At 71.1% G+C, this 18,292-nt stretch carries 19 protein-coding genes and 2 pseudogenes; 12 read left to right on the top strand and 9 right to left on the bottom strand.

Annotation, left to right across the window (positions count from 1 at the left end; genetic code table 11):
• The first annotated feature begins 448 nt into the window (after positions 1-448).
• From ACZ60X_RS42715 to ACZ60X_RS42700, 4 genes and pseudogenes are all read left to right on the top strand, one after another.
• A complete protein-coding gene (locus ACZ60X_RS42715; RefSeq protein WP_469611042.1) occupies positions 449-1,186 on the top strand; it encodes an alpha/beta fold hydrolase in 738 nt (245 codons plus the stop codon).
• Positions 1,187-1,598: 412 nt separating this feature from the next.
• Positions 1,599-1,919, top strand: a pseudogene (locus ACZ60X_RS42710) (YdeI/OmpD-associated family protein); the annotation flags it as partial.
• Between the two features lie 79 nt (positions 1,920-1,998).
• The gene (locus ACZ60X_RS42705) at positions 1,999-2,379 is read left to right on the top strand and encodes a hypothetical protein (RefSeq protein WP_469611040.1); all 381 of its coding nucleotides are present in this window, start codon (positions 1,999-2,001) and stop codon (positions 2,377-2,379) included.
• A 48-nt stretch (positions 2,380-2,427) separates the two neighbouring features.
• Positions 2,428-3,135, top strand: coding sequence for a pentapeptide repeat-containing protein (locus ACZ60X_RS42700; protein WP_469611038.1), 708 nt, complete (start codon positions 2,428-2,430; stop codon positions 3,133-3,135).
• A gap of 14 nt (positions 3,136-3,149) precedes the next feature.
• Here the strand turns inward: ACZ60X_RS42700 and ACZ60X_RS42695 are convergent, their stop codons facing one another.
• From ACZ60X_RS42695 to ACZ60X_RS42675, 5 genes are all read right to left on the bottom strand, one after another.
• The gene (locus ACZ60X_RS42695) at positions 3,150-3,314 is read right to left on the bottom strand and encodes a hypothetical protein (RefSeq protein WP_469611036.1); all 165 of its coding nucleotides are present in this window, start codon (positions 3,312-3,314) and stop codon (positions 3,150-3,152) included.
• A gap of 111 nt (positions 3,315-3,425) precedes the next feature.
• On the bottom strand, positions 3,426-3,656 hold the full coding sequence (locus ACZ60X_RS42690; protein WP_469611033.1) for a hypothetical protein: 231 nt from the start codon (positions 3,654-3,656) through the stop codon (positions 3,426-3,428).
• Between the two features lie 753 nt (positions 3,657-4,409).
• Complete coding sequence (locus ACZ60X_RS42685) at positions 4,410-4,985, bottom strand: hypothetical protein (protein WP_469611031.1); 576 nt, start codon at positions 4,983-4,985, stop codon at positions 4,410-4,412.
• 468 nt (positions 4,986-5,453) lie between these two features.
• The gene (locus ACZ60X_RS42680; RefSeq protein WP_469611096.1) at positions 5,454-5,669 is read right to left on the bottom strand and encodes an e9imm peptide; all 216 of its coding nucleotides are present in this window, start codon (positions 5,667-5,669) and stop codon (positions 5,454-5,456) included.
• Between the two features lie 69 nt (positions 5,670-5,738).
• On the bottom strand, positions 5,739-6,227 hold the full coding sequence (locus ACZ60X_RS42675; protein ID WP_469611029.1) for a hypothetical protein: 489 nt from the start codon (positions 6,225-6,227) through the stop codon (positions 5,739-5,741).
• 186 nt (positions 6,228-6,413) lie between these two features.
• Between ACZ60X_RS42675 and ACZ60X_RS42670 the strand changes: the two genes are divergently transcribed.
• Positions 6,414-6,803 carry a hypothetical protein gene (locus tag ACZ60X_RS42670; protein WP_469611027.1) on the top strand — a complete coding sequence of 130 codons (390 nt, stop codon included), beginning with the start codon at positions 6,414-6,416 and terminating at the stop codon, positions 6,801-6,803.
• Between the two features lie 299 nt (positions 6,804-7,102).
• On the opposite strand, the gene ACZ60X_RS42665 is transcribed toward ACZ60X_RS42670, so the two are convergent.
• On the bottom strand, positions 7,103-7,720 hold the full coding sequence (locus ACZ60X_RS42665) for a TetR/AcrR family transcriptional regulator (protein WP_469611025.1): 618 nt from the start codon (positions 7,718-7,720) through the stop codon (positions 7,103-7,105).
• Positions 7,721-7,845: 125 nt separating this feature from the next.
• Between ACZ60X_RS42665 and ACZ60X_RS42660 the strand changes: the two genes are divergently transcribed.
• A complete protein-coding gene (locus tag ACZ60X_RS42660; RefSeq protein WP_469611023.1) occupies positions 7,846-8,838 on the top strand; it encodes a 4,5-dihydroxyphthalate decarboxylase in 993 nt (330 codons plus the stop codon).
• An 887-nt stretch (positions 8,839-9,725) separates the two neighbouring features.
• Positions 9,726-10,355, top strand: coding sequence for a hypothetical protein (locus ACZ60X_RS42655; protein ID WP_469611021.1), 630 nt, complete (start codon positions 9,726-9,728; stop codon positions 10,353-10,355).
• A 51-nt stretch (positions 10,356-10,406) separates the two neighbouring features.
• Here the strand turns inward: ACZ60X_RS42655 and ACZ60X_RS42650 are convergent.
• Positions 10,407-10,797 (bottom strand): annotated as a pseudogene (locus ACZ60X_RS42650) (IS630 family transposase); the annotation flags it as partial.
• Between the two features lie 426 nt (positions 10,798-11,223).
• On the opposite strand from ACZ60X_RS42650, the gene ACZ60X_RS42645 reads away from it, so the two are divergent.
• Positions 11,224-11,571 (top strand): hypothetical protein, encoded by a 348-nt coding sequence (locus ACZ60X_RS42645; protein ID WP_469611019.1) that lies wholly within the window; start codon positions 11,224-11,226, stop codon positions 11,569-11,571.
• A gap of 14 nt (positions 11,572-11,585) precedes the next feature.
• Positions 11,586-12,272 carry an ATP-grasp domain-containing protein gene (locus ACZ60X_RS42640; protein WP_469611016.1) on the top strand — a complete coding sequence of 229 codons (687 nt, stop codon included), beginning with the start codon at positions 11,586-11,588 and terminating at the stop codon, positions 12,270-12,272.
• A 673-nt stretch (positions 12,273-12,945) separates the two neighbouring features.
• Here the strand turns inward: ACZ60X_RS42640 and ACZ60X_RS42635 are convergent.
• Positions 12,946-13,899 carry a helix-turn-helix transcriptional regulator gene (locus tag ACZ60X_RS42635; protein ID WP_469611014.1) on the bottom strand — a complete coding sequence of 318 codons (954 nt, stop codon included), beginning with the start codon at positions 13,897-13,899 and terminating at the stop codon, positions 12,946-12,948.
• 571 nt (positions 13,900-14,470) lie between these two features.
• Between ACZ60X_RS42635 and ACZ60X_RS42630 the strand changes: the two genes are divergently transcribed.
• Positions 14,471-15,376 (top strand): NAD(P)/FAD-dependent oxidoreductase, encoded by a 906-nt coding sequence (locus tag ACZ60X_RS42630; RefSeq protein ID WP_469611012.1) that lies wholly within the window; start codon positions 14,471-14,473, stop codon positions 15,374-15,376.
• Here ACZ60X_RS42630 and ACZ60X_RS42625 read toward each other — a convergent pair.
• Complete coding sequence (locus ACZ60X_RS42625) at positions 15,366-16,712, bottom strand: aminotransferase-like domain-containing protein (protein ID WP_469611010.1); 1,347 nt, start codon at positions 16,710-16,712, stop codon at positions 15,366-15,368. The two genes, ACZ60X_RS42630 and ACZ60X_RS42625, sit on opposite strands and share 11 nt — an antisense overlap.
• 144 nt (positions 16,713-16,856) lie before the next feature.
• Here ACZ60X_RS42625 and ACZ60X_RS42620 point away from each other — a divergent pair, with 144 nt between their 5' ends.
• Together ACZ60X_RS42620 and ACZ60X_RS42615 are read left to right on the top strand one after the other, a co-directional pair.
• Positions 16,857-17,480 (top strand): DinB family protein, encoded by a 624-nt coding sequence (locus ACZ60X_RS42620; protein WP_469611007.1) that lies wholly within the window; start codon positions 16,857-16,859, stop codon positions 17,478-17,480.
• Complete coding sequence (locus ACZ60X_RS42615) at positions 17,473-18,120, top strand: LysE family translocator (RefSeq protein WP_469611005.1); 648 nt, start codon at positions 17,473-17,475, stop codon at positions 18,118-18,120. Before ACZ60X_RS42620 ends, ACZ60X_RS42615 begins: the two co-directional genes overlap by 8 nt.
• The last annotated feature ends 172 nt before the right edge of the window (positions 18,121-18,292 follow it).

Here is an 18,292-nt window from a genome sequence, read left to right as displayed (position 1 = left end):
GGGAGCGTGGTTCACTCCAGGCACGCCAAGGAGGGCGACGCCGTCCGGCATCGCCCTCAGCGCCTTGCGATCACAGGAAGCAGCAGTGCGGGGTGCTCATGAATGCCACGTCATGAGTCTACGAGAATCCGCGAAGCCCCTCATGCCCCACTGAAGTCGGGAGACACGGCCTGGGCCCGCAGAAACGAAGTCGGGCGGCTGACCAACCGGTTGACGGTCGACCAGGCCGTGGCAACGCGCTTCGGCAAGAAGCATACGTCCTTCACGGCACCGTGACCGTTGCCGCCGTACGCCTCCGGCTCCGTCCGTGGCTCCCGAAGCCTTTAGCGGCTGCGTTCGAACTGCTCGGAAAGCTGCCGTCGCCACCCGGATTTAGGACAGCCGGTGTCCGCCATCGTGCCTAGCTTGGCGTCCGACATCGCAGGCTGAGCGCGAAATGAGAGTGGCCATGGCAGAGATGGTTCTGGTTCCCGGGTTCTGGCTCGGAGCGTGGGCATGGGAAGAAGTGACACCGGAGCTGAGGGCAGCAGGACATGACGTCTACCCCCTCACGCTGACCGGCCTGGCCGACCGGGCAGCCGAGGCCGCCCCCGATGTGGACGTCTACACACACGTAGATGACATCGTCCGTCTCATCGACGACAACGATCTGCGGGATGTGGTGCTGGTCGGGCACAGCGGAGCGAACCTGCCGGTTACTGGTGCCGCAGACCGGATCCCGGAGCGGATCGCCCGGATCGTATATGTGGACGCCGGACCATTGCCCGGCGGCATGGCTCTGATCGACTTCAATACGCCCCAGACGCAGGAGGAGTGGCGCAAGCAGGTCGCGGAACAGGGGCACGGCTGGCAGCTGCCAGTACCGCCGTTCGACCCGGCAGCGGACCCGGACAATCTGGCAGGACTCACCAGCGAACAACGCGCGCGCATGGTCGAGTTGGCCACCCCCCAGCCGTTCGCGACCGCCACTCGCCCCCTGAACCGGCCCACGGTGCCGCCGGACACGCACTGTTCCGTGATCGCCTCAACGTTCACTCCCGAGCAGGTACGCATGCTGGCCGACGGCGGCGACCCGGTCTTCGAACCGATGGCCGCAATGGACCTGCTCCACCTGCCAACCGGGCACTGGCCGATGTTCTCCCGGCCCGCCGAACTGGCATCGCTGCTGGACGAGATCGCTCGCTGACCAGGGCTACGCTCGCCACGAGCACGCCTTGAGCCTTCAGGGCGGCCGCGCGCGTCATAGCCGGGCCCCAGGCCGTCCGCACAACCCGCCGGACACTGCCCAGGAACGGGAGTGCCGCAGCCCGCGCCGGTACTCGACCGGTGCCCGGTCGGCGTTGCCCCGGATCCAGGCCGCCGTGTCACCGAGGCCGGGCAGCCCATCCGCGACCGCGGCGGGCCGCGCTCCGCACGCGATGACTCCCGTGATCACGCTCAAGCCCGCGCCGAAGACACCGCGTTCGGCTGCTCCGGCCGCAAGCACGGCGCACTGAGCTGCCCAAAGGCGGCTTCGGCGGGCGGGTGCGGCACCGGGCTGAAGGCGACGATGCGCTGGCCGGGGTCCCCGGGCAGGTCGAAGTTGTCGTGGTGCAAGGCCAATTCAGGTCACCATCGACGGCCACACCTCCCGCAGCAGCATCGCCATGACGGGCGGGCAGTTCCTGGTCGGTCTCAGCTGCGACAACCGCGCGAAGGCCCGGGTGGCGGCGGGCGATGAGGTCGAGGTGGAACTGCGGCTCGACACCGCGCCCCGTGAGGTCGCCGTGCCGGCCGACCGCGCGGAGGCGCTGGATGCCGAGGCCAGGACGTTCTTCGACGGTTTGTCCTACAGCAACAAACGCCGGGTCGTCGAACCGGTCGAGGCCGCCAGGACAGCCGGGACCAGGCGACGGCGCATCGCCAAGGCCGTCACCGCTCTCCGCGCGGGCAAGGTTCCCTGGTGCCGTGACCACATGACTTCGCCGGGTTCGGCCTTGGCTCCAGGATCCGATGACCATGGGGGGATCTGTTCGCATCCGCTGGCGTGCGACTCACACGGTCGCCGTGGCGTTGGCCGGGGCGGCCGTACTGGCCGTGCTGTTCGTCGTGCTTCTGGTCCTTCCGGGGATGGTGGTGGACCACGATCTCGCCGGCGGCCACCTTGCCGCCGCGGACCGGATGAACGCGGTGAACAACGTGCGTACCACGCTCCTGCGGGCGGTCGGTGGCGCGGTCGTCCTGTTCGGCGCCTACGCCACCTGGCGGCAGTTGCGTGTCAGCCAGGACGGGCTGAACGCCAGCCGGGAGGGCAATGTCACCGATCGCTTCAGCCGGGCAGTGGAACAGCTCGGCAGTGACAAGCTGGACGTGCGGATAGGCGGCATCTACGCACTGTGACGGATCGCGGACCACTCCGCCCACGACCACGAGGCCGTTGTCTCGATCATGGCGGCATACCTTCGGACGCATCTGCCGTGGCCGCCACAGGAGCCGGGCGCCCCGGCGGCGGACGCGTCCATCAACTCGGTGCGCCCGCTGGAGACTCGTGCCGCCGACGCTCAGGTGGCGCTCACCTGCCTGGAGGTCCTCTGCCAGGAACGCGGCCCGGGTTGGCTCAACGTCAGCTTCACCGATCTTCGCCGAGCCGACTGCGACGGGCTGTGGCTGAACGGCGTCAACCTCGACGCCGCGTGCCTGGAAGCGGCGAGCGTGTACCAGGTCAACCTGAGCGGGGCGTCACTGATCGAGGCCAACCTGCGTCATGCCGAACTCGGGACGTCGGTTCTTCACCGGGCCCGCTGTCTCGAAGCCGATCTGCGCGGCGCACGCCTGGTCAAGGCCGACCTGCGGGAGGCGGACTTCTCCGGTGCGGACCTCAGGGAGGCGAACCTGCGCAAGGCCCGGGCCCAGGGGGCGGTGTTCGTCCGTGCGGATCTGCGATCGGCCGACCTGCGGGGCTGCGACCTCGGCAGTGCCGACCTGCGGCACGCGAGACTCGAAGGCGCGCTGGTGAGCGACCTGGCCCTCTGGCCGAACGGCTTCGACATCGACGCGGCCGGCCTCGTCATCGCCGGGGATCCCGGCGCCGAACCTGACGTTCTGCTGCCGGCTGCCGCGATCACGAGGCCAGTCCCGCCCCTGCTGTCGGACTGATGCGTGGTTCGGCTTCACCGCACCGGATCGATCAGACCGCCGAGTCGGGGGGGCGTCCGCCCCAGCGGAGCCCCTTCTCGCTGCGGACCGCCTGCGCGCTCGCGCCGCTGAGCGGCCAGCGCGTCGGGAGTCATCGTGTCCATCAGCGCGAGCGCGTCCTCGATCTCCTCCTCCGACATCTGCACCGGCGGGGGCAGCAGTTCGGCGGGGTCGCGGATCTCATCCGGCAGGGAGCGGTCCCACAGGCACGCCCGCCAGGAATGTGGCCCCGCCGCGGCTGCGAGTACGCGCTATGCCGGTCCGCCGTACATCCAGTACAGGTTGTGGTCGCCTGTCATCGTCTGTTTGCACCACATGGTCTGCCCGTTGCTGTCGGTTGTGGTGGCGTTCAGCGTCGAGCATGGTTGGCCCGGCCCTGGTTGAGCCGTCGTAGCAAGGGCGGGGCCGGCGAGACCGAGCGCCGCGACGGCCAGGGCCGCCCCGAGTGTGAGTGCTGCTTCGGTGGGTCGTCGTGTGCTCATCGCCGTCATCTCCCGGCGCAGATTCCGCGTCTCGTCCAGGATGATCCTTCGCTCTTACGGCCGCATCTTGGAGGCTCGTTCCGCCAGGTGGGGCCGCGTGCCGTGAGGCGCGAGCGGCCGCCCTCGGACGGTGAGGGCGGGGCCGTCGGCGTCTGCGGGGGCCTCTCCCCCGCCGCGGCGTTGGTCCCGGCGGGCGCGGCATGGGTTGCGGGTGGATCCGGTTGCCCGGTTCCGGCCTGGTTCCGGCAGACGGTGTTCGTCGCCCTGGTCGCTGCGTCTGCGCTCACCGCCTCTGTGTGCGGTGGAGGATCTCCGCACCCCTCACCGGGCGGGGAGCTGCCCGCCCGGCTTGATCCGGACCTCCCCGGGCGCCGAGTGGCTGGGTTCATATGGCGCAGCGGGCGGCGTGGGCGCGTGCGTGCGCAGTTGCACCCTGGCGGATGGTCACCACATTCTGCAGGGCCGCCGCAGCCAGTCGGCCGCCCGGCGCGGCCTTGCTCGGCGAGCCAGCCGCCGAAGCGCCCGCATACGTCGTCATCGACCTCGATGTCACCGACCCCACCGGTTTCCAGCAGTACCTCGAAGAGGCGACCCCGCTCATCGAGCGGGCCGGAGGCCGCAACCGAGGTGGTCCTCACCGACCCTTCCAGTTCGATGAACACCGCTCAAGCCCGAGGAGCCAACAGCTTCTTACACCGCTCGGGCCTTCCCTGACGCCGCGATGCCAGGCGCGCATCGGGACAGCAGAGCGATCTAGCGTTGCGCTCTTTGGAGCTTGCTCACGGACGCTTTCGCCACCTCTTGGAGCATGCTGGGGTAATACCCGTCGTGTGCGAACACTGTGATGGTGAGCGATACCGTGCCCACTCGCACCAGGCCAACGGTCGCGCATTCGCTCAGCCTGTCGGAGATCAGGCCGACACGGGTAACGGTGGAATCGTCACCCATTACCGGCAGTGGCAGGGGGGCCAAGTTCATGCGCTGCTTCCCACCCTCGTCCGTAAGACGGGGGCATCCCTCGGCCGAGTTACGAGTGTCGTCGATGACCTGCTGCGCATCGGCCGACGAGGCGTGGCCCACCAAAGAGACCCTGATCTTCATCGTTCCGGCGGTCGTGTGGGCGATGAAGGACCTGCCCAGCTCCGAAGAGGGATGGTAGGAGTCTGCGGACGCGTTGGAAGCGTTAAGGAATTCCGTGCAGACCGGCCCTCCGGAGCTCGCCGCGAGCCTTCGAGTCATGATCCCGGTGCTGTCATGTGCCGGGTCGGCTCGCAGGGCCGGAACGTCCGCGGCGGTTATCGCGGCAGCCTCGAGCCGGCTCTGCGTCATTGGTGTCCCACTTGCCGCCGAGGGCGAAGTGGAGCCGGCTGGTGGATGGGTGGGGTGGGAAATCGACTGCGCCGACCGCCGTGCGGTAGTCGGCAAAGGCTTTGGGGGTGCCGGGGCCGTCCCGTTGGCGCTGCTGCACGCCGGCACCGGGACGATGCCCAGCGAGAGGGCCGCTGCGCACGCAACGCGCCTAGCCTTGAGATTCACAACCCCAGCCTTTGGATCATCAGTTCGACCAGCGTAGGCAGTGTAGCGGCCGGGCCCCTCGGCCCACGGGCCCACGGTGAGAGGTGGCGCCGTGGGCCGGGTCGCCGCCCACTCCCCGTCCGTCATGTCCGGATACCGGGCGCTGCCGCTCGGGCCGGTCGGCCGCATTGCCGTACACGCGTGCGGGGCAATCACACGTCACACCCTCGCTCGACCGCCACCGCTCAAGAGCGACAAGACAACAGCTTCTGAGTCCCGAGCTCACAAAGCGATCGGTCGATACGCCAGGGCCTGATCGACTACCTCATCAGCCGAAAGCTTCCGCTCCGGCGGCCAGAAGATCAGGCCGCTGACATGGCCGGACGGGCATGCCAGGGCTCTGTCGAGCCTGTCCAGCCAGCCGTCCGCCTCGTCGTGCGAGGCGTAGTCCGCTTGCATGATCCGCTGCACGAGCGCGACGGCTTGCGCGCGACTCATCTCCACGGCACTCACCAGGTCCCTCCGCCGGCTCACCCTAGCGGGAGGCGTGATCGCCCGGAGCAGGTCCTAGTGGGGCGCGGTGGGCTTGTGGGTGCCGTCGGGCTGCAGCTTGTCTCCCAGGGTCGGTGCCTGGTAGCGGGGCCATGTCTGATCGGGCATGACCGTGAAGCCCTTGCCGCCGTTGTCGATGAGCGTGCTGCCGGCGTGGCCGGCGTCGACCCAGTCCACCTCCACCGCGAACGTGCACGCCTGCGCGCTCTTGCCCAGGTCGAAGTCCAGCTCGAACTCTTCCGGGTCGTGACGGGAGATCCGGTAGGGGAACGTTGCCGCCGGGACCGCCGGCCCCGTGGCGGACCGGGCAATGGCGACCGGGCGCAGGAGGGGGTTGGGTGCGCTCAGGTCTGCATGGAAGGTGCGCACCGGATTGCCGGTGCCTCCGCACTGGCCCACCGAGACGAGGGCGCCGCCGGCAGGCACCGCGAACCGTTTGACGTGCACCACCTTGATCCCGGTCGGCATGACGTCCTCGTCCGCGCTCGCTTGGGCGGTGACCATGGCGGAGGTGGAGGAGAGGGGCACCAGCCGGGCGAGGTGGCGGGCAGTGAAGGATCCCGCCAGCGCCGTGTGCAGAGTCGTCCGGACGGCTCGGGCAGCGAGCCGCCCCGCGGCGCACTGGAGGCATCCCGCCTTTTCCGGCGCCGCGCTACTCGGCGCCGTCGTCCGTGCCCCGGGAGGCCTTGAGTGACGACCGCTGCCTGCACCTGCCGCACCCGTACCGAGTTCGCCGGCGACGCGGCCTTCTACCCGTGGCTCAGCCACGTCCGCCCGGTCGACCTCCTGCGCGTCATCATCGCCTGGGACCGCCTGACCAGGCGCGTCCCCGAGGGCCGGCGGCCCGTCGACTGGCTGCACCGGCGCACCCGCCTGTCCCGCCGGCTCTTGGGCGACCTGCGCCGCACCCGCCACGCCTGCGCTCACCCCCACCTCGGCCCGCGCAGCCAAGCCGATCTCGACCGGGCCCTCGTCACGGCCTACCGCGCTCTGGCCCGGCTGCCCCGCCGACCCAGGTCATCTCCGCGTCCCGGTACCGGGACGCGCCGCGACCCGCGGCGCCGGGCCCGGTCCTGGTGACTCCTGCCGCCGCTACGTCCAACTCCGGCCGGGGGCTTGCCTCATGGCCCTGATCATCAAGCCTCCAGGGTATGGATGCGAGGTTCGGCGCAGGCGCCCCCGCCGCGCCCAGAGCCCGCCGGCGAGAAGCCCGGCAGTCCGGAGCGGCCCGGCCCATGCCATGGCGTGTCAGGATCCGGATCGATCCCAGCGCGGTCGGCCCGCGTTCGTGTTCAGGCGGGTGCTTGGGCCTCGTACTCTTCTTCGTCCTCGCCCCGTCCCGCCAGGGTCAGCCCGCGCTGCGGTACCCGTCGCCCACGTCACGGGACGAGCCCGGCGTGCAGGTCGTCGGCGAAGCCGGCCGTGTCCGTGAGTGCGAAAGCCACACGCTGGAGCAGGAGTCCGTGCAGCAGCGCCATCACCATGCGGGCTGCGCGGTCCGGGTCCACGGCGGCGGGCACCGCGCCCGCGGCCCGGCCGCGGCGCAACGCGGCGGCGATGCTGGCGCGGACCTTCTCGAAGCCCTCCGCGGCCGGGCCCTGCACCTCGTCGTTGCGCAGCACCTCCGACCACGTCTGCACGACGCAGCGCAGCAGCTCGTCGACCGGGACCGTGTGCCCCGCCGCGTCCTGCACCGTCTCGCCGCTGATCGTGTCGAGCGCGGCGGCCACCAGTTCGGCGACGGCCGGGGCGTCTGTGCTGTCGGCCAGCCGCTCGACCGGTTCGAAGATCAGCCGGAACGTGTCGCCCGCAATGGCGAGGATGATCTCTTCCTTGCTGGTGAAGTAGCGGTACGGGGCGCCGGCCGAGACACCCGCCTCCGCGGCGATGTCCGGCATCGAGGTCTGGTGGAAGCCGTCGCGGGAGAAGCAGCGGCGGGCCGCCGCGACGATCTCGGCGCGCTTGGCCTCGCGGCGCTCGGCTGTGATGCGCGGCATGATGTCCCTTTCATCGTGAATGAGCATTCGCCTTGACGGCTCGGGCGTTCCGGGACCATCATAAAAGTGAACGATCATTTACGTAAATGGCCCGAGTCACGGACCGCCCGAGAGGAGATCCGCTGATGAGCACGCAGCTGAGCATCGGCGTCTACGCATACGAGCACACGGAGGCACTGTTCGACGGCCGGGTCACGGTCGACGGGGTGGACGCGGTGTTCGAGACGGCACCCCTTGTGTCGGACATCTTCCGCCGCGCCGTTGAGGGGCACTACGATCTCGCCGAGTTCGGTCTCACCTACTTCCTGCGCACCTTCGACCTCGACGATGCGCCGTTCCTGGCGCTGCCGATCCTGCCCAACCGCAACTTCCGCCACTCGGCGATCTTCGTGAACACCGCCAGCGGGATCGAGAAGCCTCAGGACCTCGCCGGCAGGACCATCGGCGAGTTCGGGCTCTACGGCCACGACGCCGGGATCTGGCCGAAGGGCATCCTGGCCGACGAGTACGGCGTGACCCCCGACCAGTGCCGCTGGGTCATCGGCGGCACCAACCACCCCCTGCCCGCCTTCGACTGGGTCCCGCAGCCTGTCCCGGACGGCGTCGACGTGCGCCACGCGCAGGACGGCCAGACCCTGGGCGCCATGCTCGAATCCGGCGAGATCGACGCGCTGATCTCCATCGACGTACCGCAGGCAGTGCTGGACGGCTCACCGAAGGTCGCCCGCCTGTTCCCCGACTACGAGGCCGTGGAGCGCGACTACTACCGCCGCACCGGGATCTTCCCCCCGATGCACATCGTCGCGATCCGCAGGGAACTGGCACACCGCAAGGGCCTCGCACGAGCCGTCTACGACGCCTTCGCAGAGGCCAAGGAACTCGCCGAGCGCAAGTACCTCAACGACGCCGCGAAGCAGCACATGGGCGTCATCACGCCGTGGTTCAGCGCGCTGTTCGAGGAGAACCGCCGGCTGCTCGGCGACGACTGGTGGCCCTACGGGGTCGGCGCAAACCGCAAGGCCATCGACACCTTCTTGCGCTACCACCACGAACAGGGCCTGTCCGGCCGCCGGCTGACGTGCGAGGACATCTTCGTGCCGGAACTCCTCGACACCTGAGCCCGACTCTGCGGGGATCTCGGGACGGGCCAGGTCAGGTGCCAGGGCCCGACTCGCCAGGAGCGGGCTTTCCACCCGGGTCTGTGCTGCTCGGTGCGGACACGGGCGTGCAGGTCGCGCAGTTCTCTCCGGAAAAGGCCCACGTTCCGGGTGCTCTCGCGGCGGCTGGTGCACCAGGGGCGGTCCGGACACCTGTCCGCGGTCGAAGCCGGCGTAGAAGTCGTCCCGGTCGAACCCTTCGTTCCGGCGGTGCCGGCGGGTGGGGCCGGCCGGTAGCGGCCGGCGAACCGCGCACGTTCCACTGCCGTTCCGGCTGCGGGGAGGGCAAGTCGGCCCACGCCTTCGCATCCGGCGCCATGAGGGCAGGCGGGCCCCCGGAGGACAGCCCCGGCCGACCTGTTGCGGCCCCCCCCGTCCCGGACTTCCTGCCGGGCGCGGGGAGCGCCGGCGCGCTCACGGTCCGGCCCGCCGCTACGGGGGAAAGCGGCGGGCCGGACCGTTTCGCAGTGACACGCCTGACCCCTCACCGGAAGCTGAGACCCGCGGAACCTCGCGGCGGCTCCCCCGCCAGGCCCAGCCCCCGTCCTCCTGCCCACCGCCTCCGCCGCGGACCCGGAACCGACCGGGGCCTTTCTCCTTGCCGTCGATCTCGCCACCGGGCGGGCCGGTTCCACCCACAGATGCGAGACGTTGCACCTGAAGACCATGCTCACCGGCCTCCCGGCGTACCGCGGCACGCGCGGCGTCAAGGAACTGGGAGAACGCGCCCGGGACGTCGCGTCCCCCTAAAGCCACCTGACCACCACCCGTCGGAACCAGCCCGGGTCGCGGACTGGACAGGTGGTACGGACGATGAGTCCGTGCGACATCACACGACGGAGGCCCCCTTGCCCTCCTTCCCCCGCGTCCGCCCTCACGGAGCGCGCTTCGCCGCCGGTGCCTCGGCCGTCGTGACGCTGGCACTCGCGGCCGCAGCACTGGCCGGATGCGGCGGTGGCGGCGGCAGTTCCACCGCGAGCAAGACGCCCACCGCGCCGCAGACGGGCTCGTTCTCCTCCCAGACGCTCCCTCCCGCGATCGCCTCCTCGGCGTCGGCGGCCATCTCCTCCGTCCGGGCGTCGGCCTCGGCCGCGGCCTCCTCCGCCTCTGCGCGTGCCTCCGCGTTCGAGGCGTCGGTGTCGGCGGAGTCCGCCCGGCGGTCCGCTGCCGCCGAGAAGGCACTCAAGGGCGTGAAGGGGCGCGGCAACGCCATCTCGGAGGTGGGGATGACCGGCCTGCCCACCGCACAGACCGGAGGCGTACGCGCCGTCCTGCTCACCGTCACCAACAAGACCGCCCGCAAGGCGTCCTACGCCATGCAGGTCGACTTCGAGGACCCGCACGGAAAAGTGGTGGAGACCCAGTACACCGGCGCGGAGAACCTCGAACCGGGCAAGAAGGACCAACCGATCGTGTTCAGCCGGCAGCCCTCCGAACCGAAGCTGACGCCCCGGCTGGTCAAGGCCGAGCGCTACTGAGCCGCCGCCCGGCCGCCCGCTGCCGGGCGGGTCGGTACCGGCTTCGGCTCGTCACGGTGACGCTGGGTCGTCGAGAGTCAGGCCGGTGCTGCCATGAAGCCGTCGAGGGTGTCGGGCCGGTACTTCAGGAGTCCGAGCCGGTTGCGGACGAGCGTTTCCAGGCGGTCGAGGGCGACGACGGCGGGGTTGGCCAGACTGCGTTTGACATGTGCCCACGCGCCGGCAGGAACACCGTCAGCCACTCACGCTCGGCGATCAACCTACGCATGGCATGGGAGACGCGCGTGTTGAGCCGGTCCCAGACCCGCGCGATCTGCGCCTTGAGGAGCTGGTGTGTGCCGTCGATCAGCGCGATGAAGTCGCGCTCGCCCATGCCACGGCGTTTGCCCTTGCCTGCCGGGCGGGTGCGCAGGCGGTGGCACAGCCGGGTGCGGGAGCCGGGTCCGCCACGTCCGCTCCTCGCTCTGACGGTTTCCCCTTGCGTGTGCGGTTCACCGGCTTGGTGACCGCTGGCGAGCGCGACGACCGCCTGGCGCCGGAGCGGACAGCCCGGGTCGCCGAGCCCAGGTGCTCGGTGGCCGCACCCAGCCGGCGATCGGCCGCAACGGGCGTGGTCATCTGAGTACCCCTCACAGCGCGATCCCCCTCGGCGCGGGCCGGCACACCCCCGGGTGCTCGGCCCGGCCGGGCAGGGTGGTGGCCTCGCCGCGGGGCCGCCGCGGCCCGGCCTGCCTTCTCACGGCGGCACGCCGACGCCGGGCGCGCCCGGCCGGGACACCCTGCGGGCGATCGGACGGTGGGACAGAACTGGGAGACTGCGCTGGCGACGGCCCGCGGACGGCGGGCAGCGAAGAGACGAGGAGCTCAGGTGGTCACACAGCACCGGGCCGGGCCGGCGATTCCGGCACCCGCCGATGTATGGATGCTGGTGCGGGAGCGGCCGGCGGTGCTGCGCCGGTCTACGCAGGAATTGGCCACGGCGCTCGCTGAGGCCTACGGCCCGCGTTTCGCGGTCTGGCACACCGACGAGCTGCTCTTCGGCGTCCGGGAGGGAAGGCTGACGCCGGGCACGCTGGGCGGTGCGGATCTGCCCGCGCCCGAAGTGGTGTGCGTACGCCAGGTGGCCGGCCCCATGCGCGAGGACCGCGAGGTGACCTTGCTGCGCCACCTCGAATGCATGGGCAGCACCCTCGTCAACGCAGCCGGGCCCAGCTGAAGTGCCGTAACAAGTTGTGGCAGTTACAGGAACTCGCCCTTGCCGGACTGCCCGTGCCCGACACCCTCTCCTACGCGACCGCCCCCATGGAAGGTGTCGTCCGCAGCCCCGGCCTGGTCGTGCCGAGTGTGGTGAAGTCCGTCAACGGCGCCAGGGGCGGGCAGGTCTTCCTCGCCGATGACCCGCACGTGCTGCGCGACCTGGCCGGCAGCCTCACCCGCGAGGCGCCGTTCCTCTTCCAGCAGTATGTGGCCCCCTCGCACGGCCGTACGCTGCGCGTCGTCGTGGTCGACGGCGAACCGGTGGGCGCCGCCCTGCACGTCTCCCGCAATGGTGCCCTGGCGTCCAACGTCGCCAAGGGCGGCGGTGCCGCCCTGTGCGCGGGCCGCTATCCGAAGGCAGAGCAACTGGCGGTGCACGCGGCCCGTGCCCTGGGCCTGGACGTCGCCGGGGTGGACCTGTTGTTCGCCGCCGAGGACACCTACATCATGTGTGAGGTCAACGCCGTGCCCGGCTGGCGCCCGGAGATGACCGCGGTCACCGCCGCCATCACAGCCTGCATCGCCGATCGCCTCTCCTCCCGCCGCTGCGCGGCAGCGACGCCGGCCGCAAAGGACCGTGCCACGGCCACCGCAACGGGCAGCGGCCCCGCCGGCGGCAGCTCGGCCGGTCTGCCGAGCAGGGACCACCCCACCGCGTGAAGCAGGCCGGCAGGCGTCCGACGAGCTGGCTGGCGGCGGGGATGGAGGCACGGCGCCGGCCGATGGTTCTGAGCCCCTGGCCAGGGGCAGGGAAGCGGGCCCGGCGCAGGGGAACGCGGGGATCTTCTGCACTCGATCGGGCGGTGCGGTTGCGCCATTCGGGTTACGCCCCGACAGGGCATCCGGGTAGGTGCCACGATCCCCCGGGGCCGGCCAGGTCCGCAACCGCCGCTGCCCGGACCACTGGCGCCGTCATCGCCCCGGCGGCATCGGCCGGCGCGGCGGAACTCCAGCCCGCGGCATCGGGCATGGTGCTCATCACTCTCAACCCGTCTCTGCGGTCGGCGGACGGTGAGACGCACACCAAGGAGGTCGGCGGCGGCTTCTGGACTCACGGCCGAGAGCTGACGACCGGCGGCAGGTCGCCCGCGCGGCAAGGAGCAAGAGTCCTGGTCGCCCTGGAGCACTCGGTCCTCACCGACGTCCGGCACATGGTGACCCCCGACGCCGGATACGCCGGCCTCGGCGGCCGGCGCTTCGTCGAACGCACCGGCCGCGCCGGGCGGACCCGGCGTCCGGTGAGCCGGCTGAAACCGACACCGCTACCGAGTGGCCCTCCCAGCAGCAGGAGCCTGACCAGCGGTTACGGGCACGGGACGGGGGGATTTTGGAATCAGGCGGGTACGACCGGCTCCTCCTCCAGGAGCATGCGGCGCTGGCAGATGAGGTAGCCGAGCTCGGCGCGGCTGCGGCTGCCCAGAACCTCGGCGACCTTCTTGATGTGGGCGGAGACCGTACGGGAGCTCATGCCGAGGCGAGCGGCGATCGCCTCGTCGGTGTGGCCGGTGACGACCATGCGGAGCACGGCGGCACGGACCGAGTCGGTCACCAGGTCCGGGCGGTGCTGTTCGGGGGCGATGGAGACCGGACGGGCGCGTGCCCAGGTGTGCTCGAAGACCTTGACGAGGAAGGCGACGGCGCCGGGGTGGCGGACGGCGAGCGCCGCGTTCTTGCGTTCGGGGATACCGGGGATGAAGGCCACCGAGCGGTCGCAGATGATGAGGCGCTCGAACACCTCGTCCACGGTGCGGACCTGGGCGCCTTCGGCCGTCACGCGCTCGATGTAGGCGAGCGTCGGCTGGTGGGAGCGGACGCTGTGCTGGTAGAGCGTCCGCTGTGCGACGCCGCGCCGCAGGATCGCCAGGTCGCGGGGCAGGGCCTCGGCGAGCAGGGCGGGGGAACGGCCGCCGCCCGGCTGTGCCGTGAGCAGTTCCTCCGTGCACGCCTCGACGACCAGCCGCAGGGACTGGCTGATCACGTCCGCGCCCCGCAGGGACTCGATGAGGACCCCGGTGTCGTGCTGCGCCCGGTGGTAGAGGCTCTGGGCGGCCACGAAGGACGAGCGCAGTGACGCCAGCGTATTCTCGTGGTGTGCGATCTCCCGTACGACGGAGCGGGAGAGTTCCGCCTCGGCGACTTTCGGGGGGATCGGGACGTACAGGCCGGTGACGCCCGGAACGGGGCGCAGCAGCCGGTAGGCGATGAGGCATTCGGGAACGTCCCCCGAGATCGTTCCGTCGTTGAGGGCTTCGCGGTAACGCTCCAGTCCTTGGGCACAGAAATACACGCCCGGTGTTCCTCCGTCGGCGCGCTTTCGACGGTCGCCCTTTTCCTCGTTGTCCTCTTCCTGGCACATATGTCCCGCCTTCGTGTTGGCGCGTTGCGTGTTCCCGACGCCTGTCGCCCTCGCCTCTCCGTCCGCACGTCAGCATCATTGATCACGTGCGGGGCGCGGTCGATCGGCCTCCTGCCAGGCCGAACGGCCCGGCAGGAGGCCGTGGACGATCATGACCGCCAGCCCGGCGGAACATTGCTAAACATGGAACTACTCACACTGGCGAGGTATCGAAGATGTACCAGACTGTCCGGTACGGCCGCGTCTGCACCGCCCTTGTCGTGGGAATCGCAGCCACGGACAACGACTCCGCCTGGGGCTGATTCCGGCCACCCAGACCGAATTCCGCCACGAGGACTTCTCTGTTCCGTGTCCCAGGGGATGCCCGGGGGGACTCGAGGTGCTTTTTCGTAGTTCTTTCGGAGAAACGATCGGTTTTCCCGAAAGCGTCTCGGCAGAAGTCACCGAGTAAATTTTTGCCGAGTAAATTTTACTGTGCACCGACCTCGGGAGGAAAAGAGGTATGTCCAGCGAGCGGTACGACGTCGTGATCGCCGGCGCGGGCCCCGCCGGGCTCCTCACGGCGGCCCTGGTGGCCGGCCGGGGACACCGGGTGCTCCTGCTGGAGAGGGACCTCTGCCCGGATGCCCCGCGGGGCGTGGTCGTCCGGGAGCGGTCCACCGCGGTCAATGTCGTCATCGAGGACGAGCGCGTGGCCGGGCTGCGCCACCTCCCGGAGGGAGAGCCGGCCCGCACCGTGCGGGCCCGCTGTGTCGTGGACGCCTCGGGCGGCGACAGCCTGCTGCGCCGTCATGTCGCCGGCGCGCGCGGCTCGTCCGGGCTGGCGGTGTACGCCTGCTTCAAGGCGGACACCGGCCGGGCGGAGGGCCCGCGGCGCTTCCCGTTCGGCGGCGGCTGGTTCTGGACCGCTCCGGCCGGCGGCGGGCTCACCCGGGTGGGTGCCGTGGTGGGGCCGGACCTGGCGGAGCGGGTGCGCACGGACCCCGAGGGCGCGCTGTCCGGCTTCGCCGAGGCGTGTCCGCCGGTCAGGGACCTCCTGGCCGGCGCCTCCCGGGTGCCCGGCGGCCCCGGCCGGATCCGGGTGCGCCCGCACTGGTCCTACGCCGACGACCGACTGTGGCGCCACGGGATGCTGCTCGTCGGCGACGCCGCGTGCGCGGTCGGGGCGCAGTCGCTGCCGTCCCACGGGACGCACCTGGCGGGCCGCGGCGCCGGACTGGCGGCCCGCGCCCTCGACGGGTTCCTGCGCGCAAGGGCGGACGAGGCGGAAGCCTTCGCGGAGTTCGAACGGCGCTACCGCCAGGCGTACGACAGCGTCCTGCGCGACGGGGTCCTTCACGGCGGCGGACCGTTCGCACCGCCGCCCGGGCTGTGCGCCGGTGCGGCGCGGGCCGGCGTCAGTCGGTGACGAGGTTGTCCGGGGCGGACCGGGCGAGTTCGACGAGCTTGCCGAGTGCCTGCGACAGAACCTCCGGCTGCGGGGAGGCCAGGCCCATGCGTACGGCGTCGGGTGCCTGACCGCCGCCGACGGTGAACGCGGCGGCGGGCACCACCCCGATGCCGAGCCGCGCCGCCGCGGCGACGAACGTGTCCGCCCGCCACGGGCGGGGCAGTTGCCACCAGCAGTGATAGGAGCGCGGATGGCTCCGCACCGCGAAACCGGCGAGGTACCGGGCCGCGATCTCCTGACGTACCGCCGCTTCCCGCTGCTTGGCGGCCACCAGCTTCGTCACGGTGCCGTCCTGCTGCCAGCGGTGGGCGGCCTCCAGCGCGAACCGCATGGGGGACCAGCCGCCCGAGCGGAGGCAGACCGCGATCTCGCTCGCCAGGGCAGGCGGCGCCACCGCGAAGCCGAGGGTCAGACCGGGCGCGATGCGCTTGGACAGGCTGTCGATCAGCACGGTGTGCTCGGGCGCGTAGGCCGCGAGCGGCGGCAGTTCGTCGCGCAGGAACGCCCAGACGGCGTCCTCCACCGCGGGGATCTGCAGGCGCACCAGGACCTCCGCGAGCTGCTCGACGCGCCGTGGGGGCATCGTGAGCGAGAGCGGGTTGTGCAGCCTCGGCTGGACGTAGACGGCGTGCAGCGGGGCCGCGGCGTGGGCCTGCGCCACGGCCTCCGGGATCAGCCCGTCGTCGTCCATGGCCAGCGGGACGAGGGTGATGGCGAGCCGGGCGGCCACGGCCTTGACGACGGGGTACGTCAGCTCCTCGACGCCGAGGCGGCCGCCGGGCGGCACCAGGGCGGTGATGACGGCCGAGATGGCCTGGCGGCCGTTGCCCGCGAAGAGGACCCGCGCGGGGTCGGGGCGCCAGCCACCGCAGGCGAGGGTGTCGGCGGCGGACTCCTGGACGGCCGGCAGGCCCGACGCGCCGACCGGCAGCAGGGCGTACCCGAGGGCGTCGGGGCGCAGCAGCCCGCCGAGCCCCTCGGCGAGGAGCGCGCTCTGCCCGGGTACGGCCGGGTAGTTCAGCTCCAGGTCGACCCGGCCGGCCGCCGGTTCGGTGAGCGCGGGCAGGGCGGCACCGGACGTCGCGGACACCGCGCGGACGAATGTGCCGCGTCCCACCTCCCCCACGGTCAGGCCGCGGCGGCCCAGCTCCTGGTACACGCGGGTGGCCGTGGAGTTGGCGATGCCCTGCTGCCGTGCGAACTCGCGCTGCGGGGGAAGGCGGTCGCCGGGCCGGAGCACGCCGGAGCGGATCTCCTCGGCCACCGCGTCGGCGACGCTCTGATAGTCCTTCACTCCGCGTGCTCCCCTCGTCCTGTCCGGGCCGCCTCCATCCAACCACAGCATTGCACTCGGTGCAATAGTCCAGTTGCAGGGAGCTATTGCCCTGCCATATGCTCCGGACATTGCTCCGAGGCTGGGAAGGGAGGCCTGGGCTCAGTGAAGACGACGACCCGAACCCCGTCACCGCTCGGCCGCGCTCCCGCGCCACTGCCCGACTGCCGCCACTGCGGATTCCGATCCCGCCTGATCCGTCACGACACCATCGCCGACACCCTGCGCGAGTACGCCGCCGCCTGGCAGGACGTGCTCCGTGACCCCGGGCTCGGCGGCCGGCGCACGGGCGTGTGCTCCTGGACGCCCCTGGAGTGCGGCTGCCACGTCCGGGACATGTGCCTGCTGTTCCACACCCGGCTCGATGCAATCCTGGGTCAATCCGGGATTGCATCGACCTCGGGCCTCGGTATGACGTCCGGAGCATCTGCGGATTGCCCCGACAGTGCCCCGCGCTACCGGGACGAGGAGCCCCGGCAGGTGGCGGAGGAGCTGGGGCGGGCCGCCGACGCCCTGGCCCGCCGCCTGGCCCGGCTGGCCACCGACGACTGGCAGCGCGACGACCCGCGCCTGGGCGATCCGCGGCTCACCGTCGACTTCTTCACCCGCCATCTCCTGCACGACATCGTCCACGACCTCGCCGAGGCCGGGCACGACGCCGGCGCCGACACGGCGCACACGGAGGACGGCGTCCCAACACACCTACGAATGAGGGGTTTTCATGGTTGAACTGAGCGGAATCCTCGGCGTCTCGGTGGTGGCACTCGGCATGGTGCTCACCCCCGGCCCCAACATGATCTATCTCGTCTCCCGCAGCATCACCCAGGGCCGGCGCGCCGGGATCATCTCCCTCGGCGGTGTGGCACTCGGCTTCATGATGTACCTGCTCGCCGCGAACCTGGGCCTGTCGGTCGTCTTCCTCGCCGTGCCCGAGCTGTACGTCGCGGTCAAGCTGGCGGGCGCCGCCTACCTCGCCTACCTGGCCTGGAACGCCCTGAAGCCGGGCGGCATCTCCGTCTTCGACCCGCAGGACGTGCCCCACGACTCGCCGCGCAAGCTGTTCACCATGGGCCTGATGACGAACCTGCTCAACCCGAAGATCGCCATCATGTACCTCTCCCTCATCCCCCAGTTCATCGACCTGGGCAAGGGCCACGTCCTGCTCCAGGGCATCATCCTCGGTTCGTTCCAGATCGTGGTCAGCATCGCCGTCAACCTGACCATCGTCCTCGCCGCCGGCACGATCGCCGTCTTCCTCTCCCGCCGCCCCTCCTGGCTGAAGGTACAGCGCTACATGATGGGCACGGTGCTCGGCGCCCTCGCCGTCTCCCTGGCCATCGACACCTCGGGCCCGGCCATCACCAGTTGACGGACACCGGCGCACAACGCCGAGGGGGGACACCCGAGTCGGTGTCCCCCCTCGGCGTTGTGCGCCGTCAGGAGTGATCGCGGGCTGCGGTGAGGTGTTCCGCGTGTTCCTGGAGCGAGCGGACGCCCACGTCGCCGTGGTTGAGGGCGTCGATGCCCTGGACGGCCGCGGC

It is taken from the genome of Streptomyces sp. NPDC104106, from assembly GCF_055584345.1.
The sequence above is the reverse complement of the archived record's forward strand: the minus strand, read 5'-3'. Positions and strand labels throughout refer to the sequence as shown.

Coding starts and splice junctions, on each gene's coding strand:
- ACZ60X_RS42615 (WP_469611005.1), top strand. CDS start 17,473: ATGGTTGAACTGAGCGGAATCCTCGGCGTCTCGGTGGTGGCACTCGGC.
- ACZ60X_RS42665 (WP_469611025.1), bottom strand. CDS start 7,720: ATGCCGCGCATCACAGCCGAGCGCCGCGAGGCCAAGCGCGCCGAGATC.
- ACZ60X_RS42675 (WP_469611029.1), bottom strand. CDS start 6,227: ATGGTCACCGCCCAAGCGAGCGCGGACGAGGACGTCATGCCGACCGGG.
- ACZ60X_RS42685 (WP_469611031.1), bottom strand. CDS start 4,985: ATGACGCAGAGCCGGCTCGAGGCTGCCGCGATAACCGCCGCGGACGTT.
- ACZ60X_RS42630 (WP_469611012.1), top strand. CDS start 14,471: ATGTCCAGCGAGCGGTACGACGTCGTGATCGCCGGCGCGGGCCCCGCC.
- ACZ60X_RS42705 (WP_469611040.1), top strand. CDS start 1,999: ATGGGGGGATCTGTTCGCATCCGCTGGCGTGCGACTCACACGGTCGCC.
- ACZ60X_RS42680 (WP_469611096.1), bottom strand. CDS start 5,669: ATGAGTCGCGCGCAAGCCGTCGCGCTCGTGCAGCGGATCATGCAAGCG.
- ACZ60X_RS42700 (WP_469611038.1), top strand. CDS start 2,428: ATGGCGGCATACCTTCGGACGCATCTGCCGTGGCCGCCACAGGAGCCG.
- ACZ60X_RS42695 (WP_469611036.1), bottom strand. CDS start 3,314: ATGTCGGAGGAGGAGATCGAGGACGCGCTCGCGCTGATGGACACGATG.
- ACZ60X_RS42660 (WP_469611023.1), top strand. CDS start 7,846: ATGAGCACGCAGCTGAGCATCGGCGTCTACGCATACGAGCACACGGAG.
- ACZ60X_RS42690 (WP_469611033.1), bottom strand. CDS start 3,656: ATGAGCACACGACGACCCACCGAAGCAGCACTCACACTCGGGGCGGCC.
- ACZ60X_RS42715 (WP_469611042.1), top strand. CDS start 449: ATGGCAGAGATGGTTCTGGTTCCCGGGTTCTGGCTCGGAGCGTGGGCA.